Source organism: Paractinoplanes globisporus DSM 43857, from assembly GCF_000379645.1.
GTDB lineage: Bacteria > Actinomycetota > Actinomycetes > Mycobacteriales > Micromonosporaceae > Actinoplanes > Actinoplanes globisporus.
In genome coordinates this window covers 513790-535623 of the sequence record NZ_KB903294.1, presented here as the reverse complement: position 1 = coordinate 535623, position 21834 = coordinate 513790, and the positions used below count along the sequence as shown (strand labels likewise).

The following is a 21834-nucleotide window of genomic DNA, read 5'->3' as shown; positions in this document are numbered from 1 at the left end:
TCAGCGGTTCTCCCGGAACTCGTCGTTCAGCCGGCGCTGCAGCGCCACGTCGTTCCACATCGGATGGTGCGGGGCCGCGTTCGAGCAGACGAGCGTGCCCCAGGCGCCGAGCTCGCGCGACCGGCGTACGGCGTGCTCGCAGATCTCCGCGCCGACCGGCCCCTCCTCGAACGAAGCGTGCAACGGCGTGTAGCCGACCCAGCCCTCGCCGAACACCAGCGGGATGTCCCGCGACAACGCGTAGTCCGCGGCCACGTCCAGCCAGGTGTCCAGAGTCTGCCGCATGGCCCGGCGGTGCGAGCCGTAGCGGTCGTACAGCCAGCGATCCCACTTATCGGGGTCGCACCAGTCGTGGGTGTAGATCTCCCGGTGCGGCACCACGGTCGCCTCGGTCTTCCAGCTCGCCGGCGGGAACCAGTCCTCCAGCTTGGGCGCGCCGTCGCGCAGCAGCTCGGCGAACGCCCGCTCCTGCGGATAGGGCCGCGACGGGTCGCGCAGCGCGAACTCCGTCACGAGCTGGTCGAGCACGCCGTAGACGTACGGATGGAAGACCGCGACGTCCGCGTTGCGGGGCATGCCGCGCATCTCGCCGACCGGCACGCGCGCGTAGTTGACGGTCACCGGAACCGACGGGTGGCGCTGCTTGAAGCGGTCGATGCCGCGCTCCATCGACGGCCGCAGCCCGACGATGCCCTCGCCGTGGTGCAGCCCGCTGAATTGAACCTCGTTGTGCAGCTCGACGAACGCGACCGTGTGCGCAAGGCCTTCCGAGAGAAGCAGGTCGATCAGATCGGCGTGCGCGTCGGCCAGCGCGACCGTGCGGGAATCGCGCGGCACCCCTTGCAGGGCGCGGTGCCAGGCGTCGTCGACCGAGAAGGACGGGCTCTGCTGATACTCCCAGCTTGAAACGATCACCCGGCAGCCGTGCCGGTCGGCCGCCCGGAACAGCTCGATGAGCCAGGCGCGGCCATCGACAGGCGGGCCGGAAGGGACGTCGTACCACCGCGTCCGCTGGCCGTAAGAACCGCCGAGTCCCGAGAAGCGCAGCGCGGAGGTGTCCAGCCCCGATCCGAAGAGCAGGTAGGGCATCGCGCAAACGCGTACGGTGTCATATCCGCGATCCACCGCCTGCCGGAAGGCGGAGTCGAGGTCTTCGAAGGGCTGGCCCGGGCCGGTCCGGGTGTACCAGGTGAAGTCCCAGAGCGTGATGGTCATCGGGGTCATTTCGTGGATCCCATCAGCAGACCCGACACGAAGTGCCGCTGGAAGGCGAAGAAGACGATCGCGGTGGGAATGGCGGCGACCACCGACGCGGCGGCCACGACGTTCCAGTTGCTCACATAACCACCCTGCAGGTTCAGCAGCGCGGCGGTGACCGGCAGCTTCGCCTCGGTGCGCAGCACGGTGATCGCCCAGATCAGGTCGTTGAAGATCCAGGTGGTGGCGAGGGCGCCGAGCGCCGCGAGCGACGGCCGGCACAGCGGCATGATGATCCGCGCGTAGATCTGCACCGGCCCGGCCCCGTCGATGCGGGCCGCCTCGGTCAGCTCGGACGGGATCGACCGCATGAAGCCGTGCAGCACGAACGTGTAGAAGCCGAGCCCGAAGCCGACGTGGATGGCGACCAGCGCCACCAGCGTGTCGTAGATGCCCAGCGACTCCATCACCCGCGACACCGGGATCAGCAGGATCTGCGGCGGCAGCAGGTTGCCGGCCAGCATGGTGAGCAGGATGATCCGCCGTCCGGGCACCGCATAACGACTCAGCGCGTACGCGGCCCAGGACGCCAGCAGCAGGCTGAGCAGCACGGCCGGAACCGTCACCTGGATGCTGATCCACAACGCCCGGCCCATCGCCCCGGTGCCGAGCGCCGTCTTGAAGCCCTGGAACGTGAACGACGACGGCCAGGCCGCGGTGCCGTTCTGGGCGATGTCGTCGAACGAGCGGAACGCCAGCACCAGCACGAAGATCATCGGCGCCACCCAGAGCAGGGTGAGCGGCGCCATCACCGCGTGGAAGACCCAGCGGCGTCGCTTCCGGTTCGCCGGGGTCTCCGCCGTCTGCTCGGATGCCGGCCGAGTCAGGGTCGCAGCCGTCACGACGCCTCCTCCTTTGTGGCCCGGATCAGGTACGTGATGATGAAGACCAGGGCCAGCGCGAAGATCACCACGGCGATCGCGGACGCGTAGCCGAGGTTCAGGAACGTGAAGCCCTGCTGGAACATGTACGTGCTGAGCAGCTCCGACGAGTGGTACGGCCCGCCCTGCGTCATCGCCCAGACGATGTCGAAGGTACGCAGCGAGTCGATCACCGTGACCGCGAAGACCACGGTGTTCACTCCCTTCAGCTGCGGCCAGGTGACGTACCGGAAGCGCTGCCAGGCGCCGGCGCCGTCCACCGCCGAGGCGTCGTCGAGTGTGGGGTCGGTGCTCTTGAGACCGGCCAGGTAGAGCACCATCACGTACCCGACCTGCCGCCACACCGCGGCGACGAGGACCGCGTAGAGCGCCGTGTCGGGATCGGCGAGCCACTGCTTCTCGAGGCCGGAGAGCCCGACCGCGCCGAGCAGCGTGTTGATGGTCCCGTCGGGTTGGTACTGCACCCGCCAGAACAGGCCGGTCACCGCCAGCGAGAACACCATCGGCAGGTAGATCGCGCTGCGGTAGAGACCGACGCCGCGACGGGGCTTGTTGAGCGCCAGCGCCAGCCCGAGCCCGCCCAGCACCGACAACCCGCCGAAGCCGATCGCCCAGATGACGTTGTTCTTCAGCGCCCCGCGGAAGACGTCGTCCGAGAACAGGTCGCGGAAGTTGTCGAGGCCCACCGGCTGGGCCGCTCCCAGCCCGTTCCACTTCGTGAGCGACAGGTAGAAGCTGTTGAGCGCGGGCCAGAAGACCATGCCGATCTCGACAAGCGCCGGGATCAGCAGGAACAGCCAGACCACGGCGGGGACGGCGCGCTGGCGATCGCGCCGTCCCCTGGGTGCCGCGACGGTGGTCACTGCCCGAAGACCTTCTTGGCGTTCGCCTGCCACTCGGTGAGGATCTTGTTGACGTCGCCAGGGCGGTCGAGGAACTTGGTCAGCGCGGTGTCGGCGGTCGTCTGCAGCTCGTCGCTGGAGTCCCGGTTGAAGAACTGGGTGATCGCCTTGCTGTCGTTCAGCAGCTTGATGCCCTTCTGCACCAGCGGGGAGAACGTGCTGGTGTCGACCTGCTGCGAGGTCGGCAGGTTGGACGACTTGGACAGCTGGATGAACTGCTGCTGGGACTGCGGGGCGGCCAGGTAGGCGAGCAGGTCCTTCGCGCCGGACACGTTCTTCGACTTCGCGCTGGCGAAGTAGCCGTCGGTCGGCGCCTCCTCGGCCACCGGCACGCTCGGGTCGATGATCGGCACTCGGAAGAAGTCGAGGTCGTCGACGCCGTCCGCGGGCACCGCCGAGGTGATGAAGGCGCCGATCAGGTACATGCCGGCCTTCTTGGAGTTCAGCGGGGTGACCGCGTCCTGCCAGGAGTACGACCGGCCCTTGGGGTCGATGTACTCGACCAGCTGGCGGTAGTGGTCCATGACCGCCTTGACCTCGGGGCCGTCGAACGGGTGCTTGCCGGCCAGCAGGTCGCGGTGGAACTCGGCGCCGTTGATGCGCAGGTCGAGGTAGTCGAACCAGCCGGAGGCGACCCACGGGGTGGAGCCGGTGCCCATGCTGATCGGCGCCACGCCCTTGCTCTTGATCGTCTTGCAGACCTGGATGAACTCGTCCCAGGTCGTCGGCACCTGCACGCCCCACTCCTGGAACGCGGACTTCCGGTAGAAGACGCCCCACCAGTAGTAGTTGGTCGGCACGAAGATCTGCTTGCCGTCCGCGGTGGACAGCTCCTTGAGGGCGGGGGAGAAGCCGGCGCACGGCCCGCTGCCCGTCCACAGGTCGGAGACGTCGAGCAGGAAGCCCTTGCTCGCGTAGTCGCGGGCCACCGAGCCCGCGTACCAGGTCAGCACGTCCGGCGGGTTGCCCGAGTTCAGGTACGTCGGCAGCTGCGCCCGGAACGTCTCGATCGCGATCGTGTTGAGGGTGACTTTGTTTTTGGTATAGCCCTCGACCACCTTGGTGAGCGCGGCCTTGGGGTCAGCGTCGGAGAGCGACGACTGAAGGGTCAGGGTTGAGGAGGCGGTGCCGGAGGTGTCGTCACTCCCCGTAGCACAAGCGCCGAGGATGCCGGCCACACCGAGACCGCCGAGCCCGGCGAGGAACCCGCGGCGACTTAGTGGAGCGGTAGTCATGCTGAGCCTCCTGATTCGTGTTTCCAAGAGGTTGCATCACCGTTGAAGGCCTGTCAACATATCTTCGTAATTAATGAAGAGTTGCGGCGAAGGGTGAGAGCGTGGAGCGTCGCTTCGCTGGTCGCGTGGCCGTGGTGACGGGAGCCGCTTCGGGCATCGGGGCCGCGACCGCCGAGCGGCTGGCAGCCGAGGGTGCCGTGGTGGTGCTCGCCGACGTGCGTGCGAGCGACGAGACGACCAAGCGCATAGAGGCCGCCGCGGGCCGCGCGAGACCCGTGCTGGCCGACGTCTCGAGCGAGGAGGGCTGGGCCGCGATCGCCGCTACGGCGCGTGACGAGGGCCCGGTCAGCGTGCTCGTCAGCAACGCCTACACGGTCGACGTGACCCCCGCCGGTGAGATGACGCCGGCCTCCTGGGAACGGCAGATCGCCGTGAACCTCACCGGCACGTTCCTCGGCGTACGCGCGCTTCTGCCTGATCTTCAAAAGAGCGACGGAAGCGTCGTCGTCGTGTCCTCGGTGCACGCCCTGGTCGGTCTGCCCGGGCATCCCGCCTATGCGGCGGCGAAGGGTGGCCTCGTGGCCCTGGCCCGGCAACTCGCCGTCGAGTACGGTCCGGCGCTGCGGGTGAACACCGTCCTGCCCGGCCCGATCATGACGGCCGCGTGGGATCGGGTGTCCGAAGAGGACCGGGCCCGCAGCATCGCCGAGACCGTGGCCGGCCGCTTCGGCACCCCCGCCGAGGTGGCCGCCGCGGTGGCGTTCCTGGCCTCCCCCGAGGCGTCGTTCGTGACCGGCGCGAGCCTGGTGGTCGACGGCGGCTGGACGGCCGTGAAGTCCTCGGCATGAACGACCGACAGAAGAGAGAGAAACCGGGATGCAGCAGTTCGCGGCTCGTGGCGTGCACGGTCAGACGGTCGAGGTCCTCGCTCAGCGGATCCTCACCGGCCAGCTTCCCGAGGGGCACACCCTCGACCTGATCGCGCTGCAGTCCGAGTTCGACGTGAGCCTGACCGTGCTGCGCGAGGCGCTGCGGGTGCTCGCGGCCAAGGGCATGGTCGACGCCCGGCCCAAGCGCGGCACCTTCGTGCGGCCCCGCGCGGCCTGGAGCCTGCTCGACCCCGACGTGCTGCGCTGGCAGTTCGCCCGTTCGCAGCGCCCCGGTCTCTTCGACGACCTGCACGAGCTGCGCGCGATCGTCGAGCCCGGCGCGGCCAGCCTCGCCGCCGCGCGGGCCACCGACGACGACCTCGCCGCGCTGGACGCCGCGCTTCGCGACATGGCCGCGGCCGGCGACGACGCGTCGGCCGCGGTCGCCGCCGACCTCGCCTTCCACCGCGCTCTGCTCGCCGCCACCCACAACGAACTCGTCCAGCGCATGGAGGTGGTCATCGAGACCGGCCTGGCCGAACGCGACCGCATGGTGCACGGCGCCGCGGGACCCAACGATCCGGTGCCCAGCCACAAAGCCGTGGTCGAGGCGATCCGCCGACGCAACCCCACCCAGGCCGCCCGGGCCATGGGCAAGCTGCTCGACCAGGCCATCGAGGACGTGGCCCGGCTGGAAAGGACGCAGCATGAAAATCGCCAGGATTGAGACCTTCCTGGTTCCGCCGCGCTGGCTGTTCTGCCGCGTGGAGACCGACGAGGGCCTGATCGGCTGGGGCGAGCCGGTCGTGGAGGGCCGGGCCGAGGTCGTCCGCGCCGCCGTCGACGTGCTCGCCGACTACCTGATCGGCGAGGACCCGCTGCGCATCGAGCACCACTGGCAGGTGCTCACCAAGGGCGGCTTCTACCGCGGCGGCCCGGTGCTCTCCAGCGCCGTGGCCGGGCTCGACCAGGCGCTGTGGGACATCGCCGGCCAGGCGTACGGGGCGCCGGTGCACGCCCTGCTCGGCGGGCCGGTCCGCGACCGCGCCCGGGTCTACGCCTGGGTCGGCGGCGACGAGCCGTCCGAGATCGCCGAGGGGGTTGCCGCGCACGTCGAGGCGGGCATGACCGCCGTCAAGATGAACGCCAGCGGCCGCCTCTCCCCGGTGCCCACGCTCGCCGAGGTCAACGGCATCGTCGCTCGGGTCGCCGCGGCCCGCGCCGCCCTCGGCGACGACCGCGATGTGGCGATCGACCTGCACGGGCGGGCCAGCCTTCCGGCCGCACGGATGATTCTGCCCGCCGTCGCGCCGCTGCGTCCCCTGCTGGTCGAGGAGCCGCTGGTGCCCGAGCAGACCCACCTGCTCGCCGATCTGGTGCGCTGCGCCCCGATCCCGGTCGCGACCGGGGAGCGCCTCTACGACCGGGCCGGGTTCCTGCCGGCTCTGCAGGCCGGTGTCAGCGTGGTGCAGCCCGACCTCTCGCACGCCGGCGGCATCTCCGAGGTACGCCGGATCGCCGCGCTCGCCGAGACCTACGGCGCCCTGTTCGCGCCGCACTGTCCACTAGGGCCGATCGCGCTCGCCGCCAGCCTGCAGGTCGCGTTCGCCACGCCCAACTTCCTGATCCAGGAACAGAGCATGGGCATCCACTACCACCGTGGCTCGGCCGACCTGCTCGACTACGTGACCGACCCGGCGCCGCTGCGGATCGTCGACGGGCACATCGCCCGCTTCGACGCACCCGGCCTCGGCATCACCGTCGACGAGAAGGCCGTCCGGCGGGCCGACGCGTCCGGGCACACCTGGCGCAACCCGGTCTGGCGCCACGACGACGGGTCGTTCGCGGAATGGTGACCGTGACCGTCGACCCGGAGCACGGCGGCCGCTGGACGTCGCTGCACGCCGCCGGCCGGGAGTGGCTCTGGCACCATCAAGATCAAACCCGTTTTTCCGTACGCCCCGGCGACTCCTTTGTCGACGCAGGTGGCCTGGAGGAGTGCGTTCCCACAGTCCGCGGCCGCCCGGACCATGGCGCCGCGTGGTCTCGCCCGTGGGACGGGGGCTATGTGAACTGCGGCGACTTCCAGCTGTGGCGGGCGATCTCGGCCGGCAGCGTGGCGTACCGGCTGGAGGCGGAGCCCGGCTACCGGTTCATCTGGGCCGCGCACGCGTTGCTCGACGTGTCGGAAGACGCTGTGCTGGAGGCGCCGGCCGGGACCGAGACCCGCATCGACGGGGGAGCGGTCGAGAAGTGGCCGACCCCCCTCGCGGCGCTCGGTCCCGACGACGGCACGGCGGTCGGCGCGATCCTGGTCGACTGCCCCACCGTGACCGTCAGCGACGGCGAACGGCTCACGTTCACGCTCGAGGCGCCCGGCCAGCCGGTCTCCACGGCGCTATGGCGCAACCTATGCGGCTGGCCCGAGGTCAATCCATACCGCAGTATCGGCGTCGAGCCCATGCTGGGCCGCGTCTTCGACCTCGCCGACGCCGGGCCCGGCGATGCCGCGGTCGTGCCCCCGGGTGGCGTCTGCGAGTGGCGTCTGCGGGTGAGCGCCGCATGATCGACGTCGTCTGCGTGGGGGAGTCGATGGCGCTCGTGACGCCCGACCCGCCGGCGCCGCTGTCGCAGGGCGGGCGCATGCGGCTCGACGTCGCGGGCGCGGAGTCCACTGTGGCCTGTTACCTCGCCCAACTCGGCGTGCACGCGGCCTGGGTGAGCCGGGTCGGCGACGATCCGCTCGGCGAGCTGCTGCGCAGTCGGATCGCCTCGTACGGCGTCGAGGTGCTCTGCGAGGTCGACAAGAGCGCGCCGACCGGGGTGTTCTTCAAGAACCCGGGTCTCACGACGAGCGTCCACTACTACCGCGCGGGATCGGCGGCGTCGCGGCTCGGCCCGGACACCCCGGTCCCGGACGGAGAGATCACCCATCTCAGCGGCATCACCCCGGCGCTGTCCGACTCGTGCGCGCGGCTGGTCGACCGGCTGCTCGCGTCGCGCCGGTGCAGCTTCGACGTCAACTACCGGCCCGGGCTGTGGCCGGTCGCGACCGCCGCGCCGGTGCTGCGCGAGCTTGCCGGCCGGGCCGCCATCGTCTTCGTCGGGCTCGACGAGGCGCGCCTTCTCTGGGGTGTATCGAACCCGGCCGAGGTGCGCGATCTGCTGCCCGCGCCCGAGGTGCTCGTGGTCAAGGACGGCGCGGTCGGGGCGACCTCGTTCCACCCGGGCGGCATCGACTTCGGCGCGGCGCCGACGATTGCGGTCGTCGAGCCGGTCGGCGCGGGGGACGCGTACGCCTCGGGCTATCTCGCCGGGCTGATGCGACGCCTGCCGGAAGCGGACCGCCTCGGTCTTGGGCATCGCCTGGCCGGCGCCGCGCTGCGGGTGACGGGCGACGTTGCCCTGCTCACGGAGGATATTTCATGAATTTCGACGACATCCTCGGCGGCACGACGGTCATGGCGATCCTGCGCGGACTGCCGCCGTCCGAGACCGTCTCCGTTGCCGAACGGCTGTGGGACGCGGGGGTCACCGTGCTCGAGATCCCGATCGGCCACCCGTCACAGATCCCGTCGTTGCGGGCTGCCGTCGACGCCGCGAGCGAGCGAGGCCTGCGGGTCGGCGCCGGCACCGTGATCACCCCCGAGCAGGTGCGCGCCGCCGCTGACGCCGGGGCGCAGTACACCGTGGCGCCCGGCCTCGACCTCGGCGTGCTCGCCGCGAGCCTGGCCGCCGGAATGCCGCACCTGCCGGGCGTGGGCACTGCGACCGAGGTGCAGCGGGCGTGGCTGGCCGGATGCCGCTGGCTCAAGGCGTTCCCGGCGGCGGCGCTCGGACCGGCCTGGATCTCCGGGCTGCTCGGGCCGTTCCCCGACGCGCGGTTCGTCGCCACCGGTGGGCTCACCGTGGCCGGCGCGCCCGCCTATCTCTCCGCCGGCGCGCGCGTGGTCGCGCTCGGTGCGGCGCTGGCCGATCCCGGTCAGCGCGACCAGATCGCTCTGCTTCTGCAAGAGAGGTGACCGTGCGCTTCCTCCGTGCCGCTGCTCTCTCCCTGCTCCTCATCCCCCTGATCGCCGCACCCACGGCCGCGTCGGCGGCGCCCGCGGCCCCCACGACGCCCTACATGGGCTGGAACACCTACTACGGACTCGGCGGCGACCCGACCGAGGCCGAGATCAAGACGATCGCCGACACGATGGCCCGCGACGGGCTGCGCGACGCCGGCTACCGGATCGTCTGGATCGACGGGAACTGGGCCGCGCCCACGCCCCGCAACGCCGCCGGCGAGCTGGTCGCCGACCCGGCCCGGTTCCCGTCCGGGATGGCGGCGCTGACCCGCTACCTGCACGCCCGCGGATTCCAGGCGGGCATCTACACCGACGCCGGGCCCTACCTCGAGGGCAACTGCGGACTCGGCAGCTACGGGCACTACCGCGACGACGTACGCCAGTTCGCCCGCTGGGGTTTCGACGCGCTCAAGGCGGACTGGCTGTGCGGCCGAGTGTCCGGATTGGACCCGGAAACGGCGTACCGGCAGCTCGCCTTTGAAGTTGATCATGCGCCGCGGCCGATGTTCCTGAACATCTGCAACCCGGTGAGCAGCGACTGGGGTGGCGGGCCCTATCCGCCGGAGGCCCTGTCGACCTGGAGCTACACGTACGCCCCCTCGATTGCGACGTCCTGGCGCACCTACACCGACGTGGGGGTGCTCGACCCGCAGCCGCAATGGCAGTGGCTGTGGGTGCTGCGCAACATGGATGTCAACGCGTACCACCCCTCCGCCACGAAGCCGGGGCATTTCAGCGACCCGGACTATCTGCTGCCGATGCGGCCGCTGCCCGGAGGCGGCACCGAGCTCACGTTCGAGGAGTCGAAGTCGCAGCTGGCGATGTGGTCGATGATGGCCGCGCCGCTCGTGCTGGGGTCGGACCCGCGCACGCTACCGGCCTCGATGATCGCGGCGCTGCGCAATCCGGAGATCGTCGCGGTCGACCAGGACCCGCTGGTGAAGCAGGGCGTCAAGGTGGCCGACCCGTCCGGCACCACGCAGGTGTGGAGCAAGCCGCTCGCGGGCTCGGGTCGTCGCGCGGTGGCGCTGCTCAACCGGGGTGACACCGCGCAGCAGATCACGGTTTCGTTCGACAGTGTGGCGCTCGGCGGCGACGTGCGCGTGCGCGACCTGTGGGCGCGAGCCGACGCCGGTACGTTCCAGGGCTCCTACACGGCCACGTTTCCGGCGCACGGCGTCGCGATGCTCGGCCTCACCGGCACCGACGACGTGGTCGGCACCGACCTCGGGCCGGCCTCGGACCCGCCCGCGGCGGCCGGTGGGCGGGTCTTCGCCCGCGGCCCGGACGGCACGCTCCGGGAGAACGTGGACGGCGTCTGGCACAGCCTGGGCCTGCGGATTCAGGGGCAACCGGCGGCGTACGCGCCGGCCGACGGCCGGATCGACGTCTTCGCCCGCGGCACCGACAACCGGGTCTGGCACCGCACGCTGACGGGTGACCGCTGGGGTTCGTGGTCCGACCTCGGCGGCAAGGTCGCCGACGCCCCGGCCGTCGCCTTCACCGGACCCTCCGACTGGACCGTCTTCGCTCGCGGCTTCGACGGGCTGATCGTCACCCGAGGCCCGCACACCGGATGGACCGGCATCAGCGGGCCGAACGGCCGCGGCGTGCAGGGCCGGCCCAGCGCGGCGGTCGACGGCTCCGGCGCGATCCACGTCACCGTGCGGTACCGCACCGACGAGATCTGGGAGCGGGTCCTCTCGGGCGGCGCCTGGTCGGAGTGGCAGAACCTGGGCGGCACGCTGAACGGCAGCCCGACGCTGCTCGGCACCACCGGCCGCATCTACCTGTTCGCGGTCGCCGCCGACAATCGGCTGTGGCAGCGCAACTTCGTCGACGGCGCGTGGGGCGGCTGGTTCCAGCGCGGCGAGTTCGCCACCGACGAGATCCAGGGCGCGATCGGCGCTTCGCCCGGTCCCGACGGCTCGGCCGTGGTCGTGCTCCGCGGCGTCGACGGGCGGATCCACCGCACGTCGCTCTGACGGCTTGCCGACCGGGCGCTCCCGCCGGTGGGGGCGCCCGGTCTAGCGTGACGGGATGGCGGACGGCTTCCTGCCCTCGAAGCACGGCTTCGCGTTCACCAACGCGTGGCCCCAGCAGCCCGCGGTCGTTCTGCCCACCCCGTTCGGCGACATCGGGATCGGGAACGCCGGGGGCGGCCTCTGCGGCGGCATGGTCTTCGCCGCCCTCGACTACTGGCTCGCCGAGCGGGAGCCCGCGGCCGACCGCCCGCCGGCCGGCGACCCGTTCTACAAGTTCATCGTCTGCCGCCTGATCGAGTCCTGGCACGTCCCGGCCGGCGTCGCGCAGTACTACCAGTGGATGAGCCTTCCCGACGGCGACCACGTCATCAAGCTCTTCGGCCGTCAGGTCGTGGCCGAGCGCGGCCTCGGCTGGCGCACGGTCCGCGTGCAGTGGCCGCAGATCAAGAAGGACCTCGACCGCGGCCTGCCGGTGCCGCTCGGCGTCGTGACCGTGGCCTCGCGCAACCCGAAGGACTTGGCCTTCAACCACCAGGTGCTGGCGTACGGCTACCGGGTGGACGGCAGCCGGCTGACCGTCGACGTCTACGACCCCAACCGCGGCCGCCGCGACGACATCGCCATCCGGCTGGACACGAACGCCCCGGCCAAGCCGGTCACCTTCGAGCACAACCTCGGCCTCGGCCGCCCGATCCGCGGGTTCTTCAAGGTCGCCTACACGCCGCGCAAGCCCTGAGCGGGCTCACCCCAGCAGGTTGCGTACCGCCTGCTCGGTCTCGCGTTCGATGGTTTCGCCGTGCTCGTAGCGGTCGATCACCCGGGGATCCACGTACGAGGCGCGCGCCACGGCCGGGGTGTTGCCGAGCAGGTCCGCGACCTCCCGCATGGCGTGGGCGACCGCCCTCCGGCGCTTGGTCACGGTTTGTTCCGGGCCGATCCGGGCCAGCTCGGTGGCGGCCTTGACGGTGCCGTGCCAGGTGCGGAAGTCCTTGGCGGTCATCCGCCCGCCGCTGATCCGGCCGAGATACTCGTTGACCGCGGCGGCGTCGACCTCCCGCCAGCGCCGTCCTGCCCGGTCCCAGTACGCGAAGAGCCGCTCCTCGTCGCGGCGGCGCCGCTTGAGGTCGGCGAGCACGGCCTGGACCTCCCGGTCCCGCACGGTGCCGGTGTGCTCCACGCCGGACTTCCCGGGGAAGCGCAACAGCGTGCGGCCGCCGCGGGCGCTCACGTGATCGGGCCGCAGCGTGGTCAGACCATACGATGGATCGTCGTCGCGGTCGGCGTACTCGCCGCTGCCGACCCGGAACATGCCCAGGTCGAGCAGGCGGACCAGGGCGGCGAGAACGCGCTCGCGGGTCAGGCCGCCGCCCGCGGTGAGATCGGCGCGCAGCCGCCGCCGGACGCGGGGCAGGCGGCCGGCCACCTCCCGCACGTGGTCGAACTTCGTCGCGTCCCGGGCGGCGCGCCACTCGGGGTGGTAGAGGTACTGCGTGCGGCCGGCCGCGTCGACGCCCGTGGCCTGGATGTGCCCGCGCGGCTCCGGCGAGATCCACACCTGCTCCCAGGCCGGCGGGATGACCAGGCCCTTGACCCGGTCGAGCGTCTCGGCGTCGGTGATCCGGGAACCGTCGGCGTCCAGGTAGGTGAAGCCGCGCCCCGCCCGGCGGCGCGACAGGCCGGGCCGGGAGAGTTTGCTGCGTAGCAAGCGCACAGCGGGCGGATGCCCGCCGATCGACGACGGCAAACGGGTTTCAGCCCTCGATGCCGGTGGCGGTGTGCGGGGCGCCGACCGGCTTGGACTGCGGTGAGCCGCGTTGACGCAGGTAGATCGAGAGGATCGCCATCGAGGCGACCGCCAGCAGCTCGGACTGCCAGTTCTGCAGAGTCCGGTTCCAGAAGTCCGGGGAGGCCAGGTACTGCCCCCAGGAGATCGGCTCCTCGAGGTCGCTGAGCTGCCGCTCGTTGTAGGCGGCGACCCCCGCGATCGACTGGGCCAGCCAGGACAGCACGAAGATCAGGCCCATCACCAGGCCGAGCGAGTTGCTGAACAACCACAGCCGGGCGCCGCGCGCACGGGCCCACGCCGGGGAGTCGTCGCCGGCGTACGGCCCGACCTTTTGCTTTTGATCTGATTCGAGGCCCTGCTCGCCGACCGGTTTCGACTCGGGGGAGCCGCGCTGGATCAACCAGACCGTCAGAAAGATATACAGAAAGAACTGCAGATATTCCGATTGCCAGTTCTCGGCGACGTCCACCGCGAAACTCGCCGAGGTCACGTAGCGGCCCATCGAGATCGGCTCGAGGCCGTCGGTGAGCTGCTGCTGGTTGAAGTCGGCGTGCCCGGCGACGGCCTGCGCGGCCAGCGCCAGCAGGAACAGCACGCCGAAGACCAGGCCGAGCGAGTTCTCCCGCAGCCGGCGCGTCATCGGTGCAACGCCCCGATCGTGATCACGTAACCCAGGCCGGCCCCGATCACCAGCAGCAACACGACCAACAGCCAGCGCACGCGCCTCACCGCCCCGACAATGTGCAGTCGTAGGGACGGTCCGACCCGTCGGGGCGGCAGCCGGCCGCCACGACCCGCCAGCCGCCGGGGAACACGGCCAGGAAGACCGTGTCGCCGTCGAGCCGGACTCGTGCCCACTGCCCGTACACGTCGGCGTGCCGCTCCGCGCCCGGCGCCGGCAGATCCTCGCGGAGCACCCCCTCGGCGCAGCTCGTCTCCTGCGCCTGCGCCACTGCGTCGGCCGTGTCCGGGGCGAGCAGCGCACACGCGCCGCTGCCGTCGCCTTCGGCCACCGCGCGCAACATCGCCGAGGCCGTGTTCGAGGCCGCCGTGCGACGACCGCCGTCGCCGCAGCCCGCGGCGGCGAGCAGCACCGCCGGCACCACCACGATCAGGGAGAACCGGTTCACGGCCCAAGATTCCCCCGACCGGGCGCCAGTTATGCACGGAATCGGTTATCCGAGCCGGTCGATGGGTAACCGCCGGACGTGACCAGCGGAAGCTCCCGGACGGTGATCGTGGCGGTGGCCGCCAATTTCGCGATCGCCGTGGCGAAGATCGTGGCGGCGTTGCTGACCGGGTCGGCGTCGATGTGGGCCGAGGCCCTGCACTCGATCGCCGACACCGGCAACGAGGTGCTGCTCTTCGTGGGGTTGCGCAAGTCGGCGGGCGGGCCAGACCCGTCGCGGCCGTTCGGCTACGGCCAGGAGCGGTACTTCTGGTCCTTCCTCGCCGCGCTCGGCATCTTCCTGATCGGCGGCGCGCTCTCGATCGGCGAGGGCATCCGCGGCTTGCTGCTGCCCGAGCCGGTCGAGTCGCTGTGGGTGGGCATCGGCGTGCTGGTCGTGGCGGCCGCGTTCGAGGGCTACTCGTGGCAGACCGCCCGCAAGCAGCTCGCGAAGGAGTCGAAGGAGCAGAGCCGCTCGATGGTGCAGCACCTGGCCCGCGCGTCCGATCCGAGCGCCACCACGGTGTTCCTGGAGGACTCGGCGGCGCTGGTCGGCCTGGCCGTCGCGTTCGTGGCGCTGATCCTGCACGCCGTGACCGGCTGGGCCGCGTGGGACGCGATCGGCAGCATGACCATCGGCGTCCTGCTGGTCGTCGTGGCCTTCCTGCTGGCCCGCCGGTCCAAGGGCCTGCTGCTCGAGGAGGCTGCCCCGGACGACGTGGTCGAGCCGATCCGGCGGCAGGTGACGGACGCGGAATGGGTGGGCGAGCCGACCACGGTGCACGCCGTCTACGTCGGCCCGTCCCGCCTGCTGGTCAACATCCTGCTGGCGCCGGCGCGGTCGAGCCGGGAGGAGCCGGCCGAAACCCTGATCGCCAAGGTCGACCGGCTGCGGTCCGAACTGGAGGCCGATCCCTCGATCGCGCAGGTCACCGTTACGCTGACGGTCTGAGATCGCCTCCGCCCGCCCCGCACGGAACACATCGTCCGGACGGTGGACGGAGGGTGAACTTCCGGATCGATCGTCGGCCCCTCCGTGCAGATGCACGTGCAAAGTAACGTGCTCTTGCGCGCGCAGGTGCATGCTCACATGGCGGGACGCAAGTCCCGGCGCGCTCGACGAGGGATCGGGGATCTGGCTATGGACGCGCACGACGGACTCCCGCCACGGGTGTGGACCTTCGCGGAGACCGACTACCTCTTCGGCGCCGGCGTGCTCCGCATGGTCATCGAAGGCGTCGACTGGACCCGCCCACGCACCCACGACGGCGAAACCTGGTACGACGTCCACGGCGTCGAGATCAGCAACGACGGCCGCGTCGTCGGCCCACGCCAGACCACGGTGAAGGCCAGCCGCCTCAAGGCCGGCTGACCGGAGCACCGCTACCGTGTGCGGGATGGACGAACTCGTCGTCGGTGCGGATCTGGGTGGGACGTCGACCCGGGTGACCGTGGCTACCGTGGGCGGGGCTCGGCTGGTCACCGTGGAGGGTGGGGGAGGGAACCCGACCACGCACGGCGCCGAGCGGGCCGCCGCCGAGTTGGCGGCGACGGCTCGGCGGGCGCTGGACGGGCTGGAGCCGGGGCGGGTGCGCGCCGTCGTGCTGGGCGTTGCCGGGCGGGCCACGCTGGACGACGAGCGGGCGGCGGGGGCGTTCAGGGAGGCATTGGCCGCTGTTGGCATCTCGGTTTCGCCGCGGTACGTGGGAGACGCCGAGGTCGCGTTCAGTTCGGCCACCGCGGGGGCGGAGGGGACGGTGTTGCTCGCGGGCACCGGTGCGATGGCGGTGCGGATTCGGGATCGGCGCGTCGACGCCACCGCCGACGGGCTCGGCTGGCTGCTCGGGGACGAGGGCTCCGCTTTCTGGATGGGTCGCGAGGCCGTGCGCCGGGCGATCGCGGCGATCTGTGGCACCGGGGCGTCGACCGCGCTGGCCGGCGCGGTCTGCGGGCGGCTGCTGGGGGACTCGGGCGGCGGGTCGGCCGAGCGACGGCGGTCCGGCCTCATTCGCGCGGCGGCGGGCCAGCCACCGATCGAGCTGGCCGCGCTGGCGCCACTGGTGGTCGCGGCCGAGGCGGCGGGGGACGCGGTCGCCGCGACCATCTGCGATGACGCCGCGGCGCGGCTGGTCGGCCTCATCGGTGAGGTGCGGGCGACTGGCGAGTCGGCGCCGCTGGTGCTCAACGGCAGCGTCGTGCGCGAACCGGCTTCCCCGGTCGGCCGCCGGGTCCGCGAGCTGATCGCTGGGCGGTTCGGCGGTGACGTGCTGGCCCCGGCCGACGGCCTGGTCGGGGCCGCCTGGCTGGCCGTGCGCAGCATCCGCCCGGAATGGCCGGACCAGCGCCTGACCGAGATCCACGCCCGCCTCGCCGGCTAGCCGGCTGCGGCCGCCTCCCCGGCGGCGGGTGGGCGCGGCAGCCAGCCTGGCGGCGGGTGGGCGCGGCAGCCGGCCTGGCGGCGGGTGGGCGCGGCAGCCGGCCTGGCGGCGGGTGGGCGCGGCAGCCGGCCTGGCGGCGGGTNGGCGCGGCAGCCGGCCTGGCGGCGGGTAGGCGAGTCGGCCAGCCTGGCAGCGGGTGAGGGTGCGTCGGCCAGCCCGGCGGCCGGCCGAGGCGTGTTCGCCCCGTCGGCGGTTCGGCCGGGTCGCGGGCGAACCGTCAGCGGCTGGTTCGGCGGGGGCCTGAAGTGTGGCGGCTGCCGACTGCCGCGCGGGTGGCGTCGAGCGCGGCCAGGGTTTGGCCGTACGTTCGCTGCGCTACGCCTACGAACAGGCAGTCGACGACCGTGAGCTGGGCCAGGCGGCTGGCGGTGGCGCCGGAGCGGAACGTGGTCTCGCGGGCGGCCGTGGTCAGGACGTGTTCGGCCGCCTGGGCGATGGGGGAGCGGGGGAAGTTGGTCAGCGCGACCGTCGTGGCGCCGTGGGAGCGGGCCTCGGTCACCGCGTCGATCGTGTCGGTGGTCGTGCCGGTGTGTGAGATGCCGATCGCCACGTCGCCGGGGCGCAGCAGGGCCGCGCTGGTCAGGGCCACGTGGGTGTCCGGCCAAGCGAAGGCGACCCGGCCGATGCGGTGCAGCTTCTGCTGGAAGTCGAGGGCGACGAAGGCGCTCGCCCCGACCCCGTACAGGTCGACCCGCGACGCCCGGACCAGCGCCTCGACGACCCGCTCGAGCACCACGATGTCCAGCTGGGCGCCCGTCTCCTCGACCGCCCGGGCGTCGGCGAAGGCGATCTTCTCGACCACCCGGGCCAGGTCGTCGCCGGGGCGGATGTCGGTGTCGAGCTCGCGGCCGTTGCGGTCGGCGCCCTGGGCCCGTCCGGCCTCAGCGGCCAGGGCCAGGCGCAACTGCGGGTACCCGGCGAAGCCGATCGCCTTGCAGAACCGGATGACCGTCGCCTCGGAGACGCCGGAGGCGGCCGCCAGCTCGGTGACGGTCAGCGTGGCCGTGGCCCTCGTGTCGGCCAGCACCTGCTCGGCGACCTGCCGCATCGACGGCTGCAGGCTCGGCAGGAGCGCGCGGATGTGCACCGCGGTGGCGGCCGCGGGCACCGGCTCGGCCTCGACCGGCGTGGCGGGCTTTCGGGTACGTGCCATGGCTGTGAACGTAGCCGACCGCGCTCAGACCCGGCTGAGCTGCCAGCCGTCCGGCTGGACGAGGGCGGCGTCGGCGGGCCGGCGGTCGTCGAAGAGCGGGCCGCGCGGTCCGGTCACCCGGATCCCGTCGACGTAGACGCCGCGGCCCTCGTACAGCGCGTCGGTGGTGTACCGCCAGCGCAGCCCGGTCGTGCCGGGGGCGAGCCCGGCTGTCGCGGCGAGCCAGCGTCGGCCCTCGAAACCGGAGAACGAGCCGTCGGTCGGGCCGGCCGGCAGCGAGAACGGAACCGGCTGCCAGGTCACACCGCCGTCGGTGGACGACTCAAGGCGCCCGACGTCCGTCTCCTCGGTGTCGTACCAGAGGTCGAACGACAGCCGGGCGCCCTCGGCCGGGACGGCCACCGGCACGGTCAGGGTCACCGTGGTGGCGTCGGCCGTGCCCGAGAACCAGTCGGTCGGGCCGGAGGCGGGGCGCACCGGCAGGGCGAGCGCGAGGTCGCGGGCCACCGCGCGGCGGGACGGGTTGTTGCTGCCCCAGGCCCGGCTCGGGTGGACGCGGTTGGTCAGCAGAATGACGAACGAGTGCGACAGCGGGTCGATGACGATCGAGGTGCCGGTGTAGCCGGTGTGACCGGCCGTCACCGGCGAGCTCAGCGCGTCCATGTAGAAGCGCTGGTTCAGCTCGAACCCGAGCGCGTGCGCGTTTCTCCCGTACGCCTGATTGAAGTTGGTGAAGAACAATCGGGTCGAAGACGAGGAGAGAATCCGGGTGCGGCCGTACCGCCCGCCGTCGAGGAGGGACTGGGCCAGGACGGCCAGGTCGTGCGCGGTCGAGAAGACGCCGGCGTGCCCGGACACCCCGCCGACGCAGTACGCGTTCTCGTCGTGCACGCTGCCCCAGACGATGCCGCGGCCGGTCCACGGCTGGTACTCCTCGGCGGCGATTCGCGGGCGCAGCGACGCGGGCGGGTTGAACATGGTGTCGCGCAGTCGGAGCGGCCGGGTGATGTGGTCGGCGACGACCCGGTCGAGCGGCTGCCCGGTGACCGTCTCGATCACCTTGCCGAGCGTCATCAGGTTCATGTCGCTGTACAGGTAGGTCGTGTCCGGCGGCGCGATCGGCGCCACCGCGTAGACGGCCGCCCAGCGCCCGTCGTCGGTCGCGTAGGAGCACAGCGACGGCACCGGATCGGCCGGCAGCCCCGAAGTATGGGTGAGCAGCTCGCGGATGGTGATGCCGGACTTGCCGTTAGCTGCGAACGCCGGGAGATAGGTCACGACCGGGGTGTCGAGGCCGATGCGGCCGGCCTGGATGAGCTGCACCGCGGCGATCGACGTGAACAACTTGGTCATCGAGGCGATGTCGAAGATGGTGTCGGCCCGCATCGGGATCCACTGGTCCGGCGGCAGCTCGGTGGGCTTGTCGTCGGCGTACCGCAGCGCGTACCCGGTCACGTCGTGCGCGACGATCACCCCGTTGTGGGCGGCGAGCGCGACCGCGCCCGCGTATTCGGGCGGCGATGTCCGGGCGTACGTGTCGATGTCGTCGGCGATCTTCTCGATGGACGACGGCACGAGTCCGGCCTGCGCCGCGCGGCCATAGTGCAGCGTTTGCCCAGGGGTGAAGACCAGCGGCGGCATCAGAAGCGAGAGGATCGCGGCCGCGGTCCCGGCCAAGGACGTCATCGGCGGTCTTCCCGGTCGGGATAGCGGAGGTACCGGGCGCGCAGCGCGCGGAAGGCGGCCAGCTCGCCCTGCCAACCGGCCACGATCTCGTCGGTGTCCCGGCCCGCGTCGATCGCCGTGCGGACCTGGTCGGAACCGGTGAGCTTGTCGATCCAGTTGTCCGGCCGCCACGCGAAACCGGCCGGGTACACCCGCCGGAGCGTCACGAGCATGGCGATCGCGGTCCGGATCGGGTCGCAGGCGCGGCGGTCGGTGACGATGAGCTGGACCCCACCGACCGCCACGCCCGCGAACTTGGAGAAAGTCGGAGTGAAGTAGTTCTCCCGGAACGCCACCCCGGGCAGGCGCAGCTCGGTGAGCGCCGAAGCCCAGCGCCAGTCGCCGTACGGCGCGCCGATCATCTCGAACGGCCGGGTGCTCCCGCGCCCCTCCGAGGCCAGGGTGCCCTCGAACAGGCAGGTGCCGGGGTAGACGACGGCGGTGTCGACGGTCGGCATGTTCGGCGACGGCGGCACCCACGGCAGCCCGGTGTCCTCGTAGTACATGTCCCGGTGCCAGCCGTCCATCTCCACCACGGCCAGGTCGGCCGGGCGGCCCGCGTCGCCGGCGACCCAGGTGTCGTTGAAGAGCCGGGCCAGCTCGCCGACGGTCATGCCGTGGGCCTGAGCGATCGGTTTACGGCCGACGAAGGTGGCGTACTCGGGGTGCAGCACCGGGCCCGACGCCCGCCGGCTCGAGATCGCGTTGGGACGGTCCAGCACCACCAGCCGCTTGCCGGCCAGCGCCGCCGCGACCATCGAGTCGTACAGCGTCCAGATGTAGGTGTAGAAGCGTGCGCCGACGTCCTGGATGTCGAAGAGAACGGTGTCCACATCGGACGCGGTGAAGACGTCGGCCAGGGCCTGGCCGCTTTTCCCGTACGTGTCGTAGACGGGCAGACCGGTGCGCGGGTCGTCGTAGAACCCCTGTGAGCCGCCGGCCTGCGCGGTGCCGCGGAAGCCGTGCTCCGGGCCGAAGACGGCGGTCAGCTCGACGGCCGGGTCGGCGTGCAGCACGTCGACCTCGTGCCGCAGGTCGGGCAGGATGCCGGTGGGATTGGTGATGACGCCGATCCGCCGGCCGCGCAGGATCTCGTACCGCGAGGCGATCAGGCGCTCGACGCCGGTGCGCACCCGTCCACGGGACGCGGCGGCCGGGACTCCGAGGCCGGGCGCGGCGACGATGCCCGCCGAGATGGCCAGAAATCCGCGACGGCCGACCGGCACAGCGCTCCCTCCGTCGGCGGGCGGCCCGCGCGGCTGGGCGGCAGCGTTGTCGCCCAACCGCGGGCCCCCGTTCCTTGAAGCCCATTTTCCAGTTGCTTGACAAGTGTGAAGGTTAGTGACATCGGAGGAGCGGCGTCAATGTCCGATCAGGGACAACGGCTCGCGATCATCGACGGTAAGAGATTGACGAAGAGAAACACATCATGGAAAGTTTCTGTCGTGGCGGCACAAACGAACCCCTGGGTCATCGCTCCGACCGAGGAGCGAAACCCGGACACGGTGGACATCGATCTCGCCGGCACGCTCGACATGCTGTGCATGATCAATGACGAGGACGCCAAGGTCGCCGCCGCCGTCCGCGCGGTGCTGCCGGCGCTGGCCGGGGCGGTCGACCTCGCCGCGGTCGCGCTGCGCGGCGGTCACCGCGTCCACTACTTCGGGGCCGGCACGTCGGGGCGCATCGCGATGATGGACGCGGCCGAGCTGGTGCCGACCTACGGCACCGATCCGTCGCAGGTGGTCGCCCATCACGCCGGCGGCCTCGAGGCGGTCCAGCGTCCGATCGAGAACGTCGAGGACCAGGAGGTGGGCGGCGCGGACGAGGGCGGCGAACTGCTGCCCGAGGACGTCGCGGTCGGGCTGACCGCGAGCGGGCGCACCCCGTACGTGATCGGGGCACTGCGGGCCGCGCGAGCCCGAGGCGCCCGTACGATATTGATGTCGGCCAATCCCGGCGCGAGCTTCGGCACGGAGGTCGACGTGCACGTCGGGGTGGCCACCGGCCCGGAGGTGATCGCCGGGTCGACCCGGATGAAGGCCGGCACGGCGCAGAAGATGCTGCTCAACGCGTTCTCGACCGCGCTCATGGTGCGGTTGGGCCGCACCTACTCCAACCTCATGGTCGCGGTCGGCGCCCGCAACGCGAAGCTGCGCGGCCGGGTCGTGCGGATCCTCGTCGAGGCGACGGGGCTCGACCCCGAGGTCTGCGCGGTGGCGGCGGAACGCGCCGGCGGCGACTGCCGGGTCGCGCTGGTCTCGCTGCTGGCCGGGGTGCCCGTCGGAGTGGCGCGGGACGCGCTCGCGGCGTCGGGAGGAGCGGTGCGGCAAGCGCTGGCCATCGCCGGCTGAAGTCGATTGCG

Annotated in this window: 22 protein-coding genes; 12 read left to right on the top strand and 10 right to left on the bottom strand. The window is 71.8% G+C overall.

Annotated features, from left to right (window positions below; genetic code table 11):
- The 4 genes from A3CQ_RS0102395 to A3CQ_RS0102380 are packed head-to-tail and all read right to left on the bottom strand — an operon-like array spanning position 1 to position 4275.
- Entirely contained in the window at positions 1 to 1224 is a 1224-nt protein-coding gene (locus A3CQ_RS0102395) for a cellulase-like family protein (RefSeq protein WP_020509312.1), read from the bottom strand.
- Positions 1221 to 2099: a carbohydrate ABC transporter permease gene (locus tag A3CQ_RS0102390; RefSeq protein WP_020509311.1), complete on the bottom strand. Its 879-nt coding sequence runs from the start codon at positions 2097 to 2099 to the stop codon at positions 1221 to 1223. The genes A3CQ_RS0102395 and A3CQ_RS0102390 overlap by 4 nt, the downstream gene beginning before the upstream one ends.
- Positions 2096 to 3001, bottom strand: coding sequence for a carbohydrate ABC transporter permease (locus A3CQ_RS0102385; RefSeq protein WP_020509310.1), 906 nt, complete (start codon positions 2999 to 3001; stop codon positions 2096 to 2098). The genes A3CQ_RS0102390 and A3CQ_RS0102385 overlap by 4 nt, the downstream gene beginning before the upstream one ends.
- Positions 2998 to 4275 (bottom strand): ABC transporter substrate-binding protein, encoded by a 1278-nt coding sequence (locus A3CQ_RS0102380; RefSeq protein WP_026205206.1) that lies wholly within the window; start codon positions 4273 to 4275, stop codon positions 2998 to 3000. Before A3CQ_RS0102380 ends, A3CQ_RS0102385 begins: the two co-directional genes overlap by 4 nt.
- 101 nt (positions 4276 to 4376) lie before the next feature.
- Between A3CQ_RS0102380 and A3CQ_RS0102375 the strand changes: the two genes are divergently transcribed.
- Genes A3CQ_RS0102375 through A3CQ_RS0102340 form a run of 8 tightly spaced genes read left to right on the top strand, consistent with a single transcriptional unit; the run spans position 4377 to position 11935 of the window.
- The gene (locus tag A3CQ_RS0102375) at positions 4377 to 5123 is read left to right on the top strand and encodes an SDR family NAD(P)-dependent oxidoreductase (protein ID WP_026205205.1); all 747 of its coding nucleotides are present in this window, start codon (positions 4377 to 4379) and stop codon (positions 5121 to 5123) included.
- Between the two features lie 28 nt (positions 5124 to 5151).
- Entirely contained in the window at positions 5152 to 5871 is a 720-nt protein-coding gene (locus tag A3CQ_RS0102370; protein WP_020509307.1) for a FadR/GntR family transcriptional regulator, read from the top strand.
- Positions 5852 to 7000: a galactonate dehydratase gene (gene dgoD / locus A3CQ_RS0102365; protein ID WP_020509306.1), complete on the top strand. Its 1149-nt coding sequence runs from the start codon at positions 5852 to 5854 to the stop codon at positions 6998 to 7000. Before A3CQ_RS0102370 ends, dgoD begins: the two co-directional genes overlap by 20 nt.
- A 2-nt stretch (positions 7001 to 7002) precedes the next feature.
- On the top strand, positions 7003 to 7710 hold the full coding sequence (locus A3CQ_RS0102360) for a hypothetical protein (protein WP_157295195.1): 708 nt from the start codon (positions 7003 to 7005) through the stop codon (positions 7708 to 7710).
- The gene (locus A3CQ_RS0102355) at positions 7707 to 8573 is read left to right on the top strand and encodes a sugar kinase (protein ID WP_020509304.1); all 867 of its coding nucleotides are present in this window, start codon (positions 7707 to 7709) and stop codon (positions 8571 to 8573) included. The genes A3CQ_RS0102360 and A3CQ_RS0102355 overlap by 4 nt, the downstream gene beginning before the upstream one ends.
- A complete protein-coding gene (locus A3CQ_RS0102350; protein WP_020509303.1) occupies positions 8570 to 9166 on the top strand; it encodes a bifunctional 4-hydroxy-2-oxoglutarate aldolase/2-dehydro-3-deoxy-phosphogluconate aldolase in 597 nt (198 codons plus the stop codon). The genes A3CQ_RS0102355 and A3CQ_RS0102350 overlap by 4 nt, the downstream gene beginning before the upstream one ends.
- A 2-nt stretch (positions 9167 to 9168) precedes the next feature.
- Entirely contained in the window at positions 9169 to 11199 is a 2031-nt protein-coding gene (locus tag A3CQ_RS0102345; protein WP_245576972.1) for a DUF8189 domain-containing protein, read from the top strand.
- Positions 11200 to 11254: 55 nt separating this feature from the next.
- The gene (locus A3CQ_RS0102340) at positions 11255 to 11935 is read left to right on the top strand and encodes a hypothetical protein (RefSeq protein ID WP_020509301.1); all 681 of its coding nucleotides are present in this window, start codon (positions 11255 to 11257) and stop codon (positions 11933 to 11935) included.
- Between the two features lie 6 nt (positions 11936 to 11941).
- On the opposite strand, the gene A3CQ_RS51135 is transcribed toward A3CQ_RS0102340, so the two are convergent.
- The 3 genes from A3CQ_RS51135 to A3CQ_RS0102320 form a co-directional block, all read right to left on the bottom strand.
- Positions 11942 to 12910, bottom strand: coding sequence for a DNA topoisomerase IB (locus tag A3CQ_RS51135; protein WP_040431546.1), 969 nt, complete (start codon positions 12908 to 12910; stop codon positions 11942 to 11944).
- Positions 12911 to 12950: 40 nt separating this feature from the next.
- Entirely contained in the window at positions 12951 to 13625 is a 675-nt protein-coding gene (locus A3CQ_RS0102330) for a DUF6766 family protein (RefSeq protein ID WP_020509299.1), read from the bottom strand.
- Positions 13626 to 13710: 85 nt separating this feature from the next.
- Positions 13711 to 14115 carry a hypothetical protein gene (locus A3CQ_RS0102320; protein WP_020509298.1) on the bottom strand — a complete coding sequence of 135 codons (405 nt, stop codon included), beginning with the start codon at positions 14113 to 14115 and terminating at the stop codon, positions 13711 to 13713.
- Between the two features lie 78 nt (positions 14116 to 14193).
- Here A3CQ_RS0102320 and A3CQ_RS0102315 point away from each other — a divergent pair, with 78 nt between their 5' ends.
- From A3CQ_RS0102315 to A3CQ_RS0102305, 3 genes are all read left to right on the top strand, one after another.
- A complete protein-coding gene (locus tag A3CQ_RS0102315; RefSeq protein WP_020509297.1) occupies positions 14194 to 15105 on the top strand; it encodes a cation diffusion facilitator family transporter in 912 nt (303 codons plus the stop codon).
- A 189-nt stretch (positions 15106 to 15294) separates the two neighbouring features.
- On the top strand, positions 15295 to 15525 hold the full coding sequence (locus tag A3CQ_RS51130) for a hypothetical protein (RefSeq protein WP_020509296.1): 231 nt from the start codon (positions 15295 to 15297) through the stop codon (positions 15523 to 15525).
- A gap of 25 nt (positions 15526 to 15550) precedes the next feature.
- Positions 15551 to 16531 carry an N-acetylglucosamine kinase gene (locus A3CQ_RS0102305; protein ID WP_020509295.1) on the top strand — a complete coding sequence of 327 codons (981 nt, stop codon included), beginning with the start codon at positions 15551 to 15553 and terminating at the stop codon, positions 16529 to 16531.
- A gap of 277 nt (positions 16532 to 16808) precedes the next feature.
- On the opposite strand, the gene A3CQ_RS0102300 is transcribed toward A3CQ_RS0102305, so the two are convergent.
- From A3CQ_RS0102300 to A3CQ_RS0102290, 3 genes are read right to left on the bottom strand one after another with little or no spacing between them, the layout of a single operon-like run.
- Positions 16809 to 17744, bottom strand: a complete 936-nt coding sequence (locus A3CQ_RS0102300; RefSeq protein WP_020509294.1) for a MurR/RpiR family transcriptional regulator — start codon at positions 17742 to 17744, stop codon at positions 16809 to 16811.
- Positions 17745 to 17768: 24 nt separating this feature from the next.
- A complete protein-coding gene (locus tag A3CQ_RS0102295; protein WP_020509293.1) occupies positions 17769 to 19430 on the bottom strand; it encodes a serine hydrolase domain-containing protein in 1662 nt (553 codons plus the stop codon).
- Positions 19427 to 20695, bottom strand: a complete 1269-nt coding sequence (locus tag A3CQ_RS0102290) for an exo-beta-N-acetylmuramidase NamZ family protein (protein ID WP_020509292.1) — start codon at positions 20693 to 20695, stop codon at positions 19427 to 19429. Before A3CQ_RS0102290 ends, A3CQ_RS0102295 begins: the two co-directional genes overlap by 4 nt.
- A gap of 219 nt (positions 20696 to 20914) precedes the next feature.
- Here A3CQ_RS0102290 and A3CQ_RS0102285 point away from each other — a divergent pair, with 219 nt between their 5' ends.
- Positions 20915 to 21823, top strand: a complete 909-nt coding sequence (locus A3CQ_RS0102285; protein ID WP_020509291.1) for an N-acetylmuramic acid 6-phosphate etherase — start codon at positions 20915 to 20917, stop codon at positions 21821 to 21823.
- The last annotated feature ends 11 nt before the right edge of the window (positions 21824 to 21834 follow it).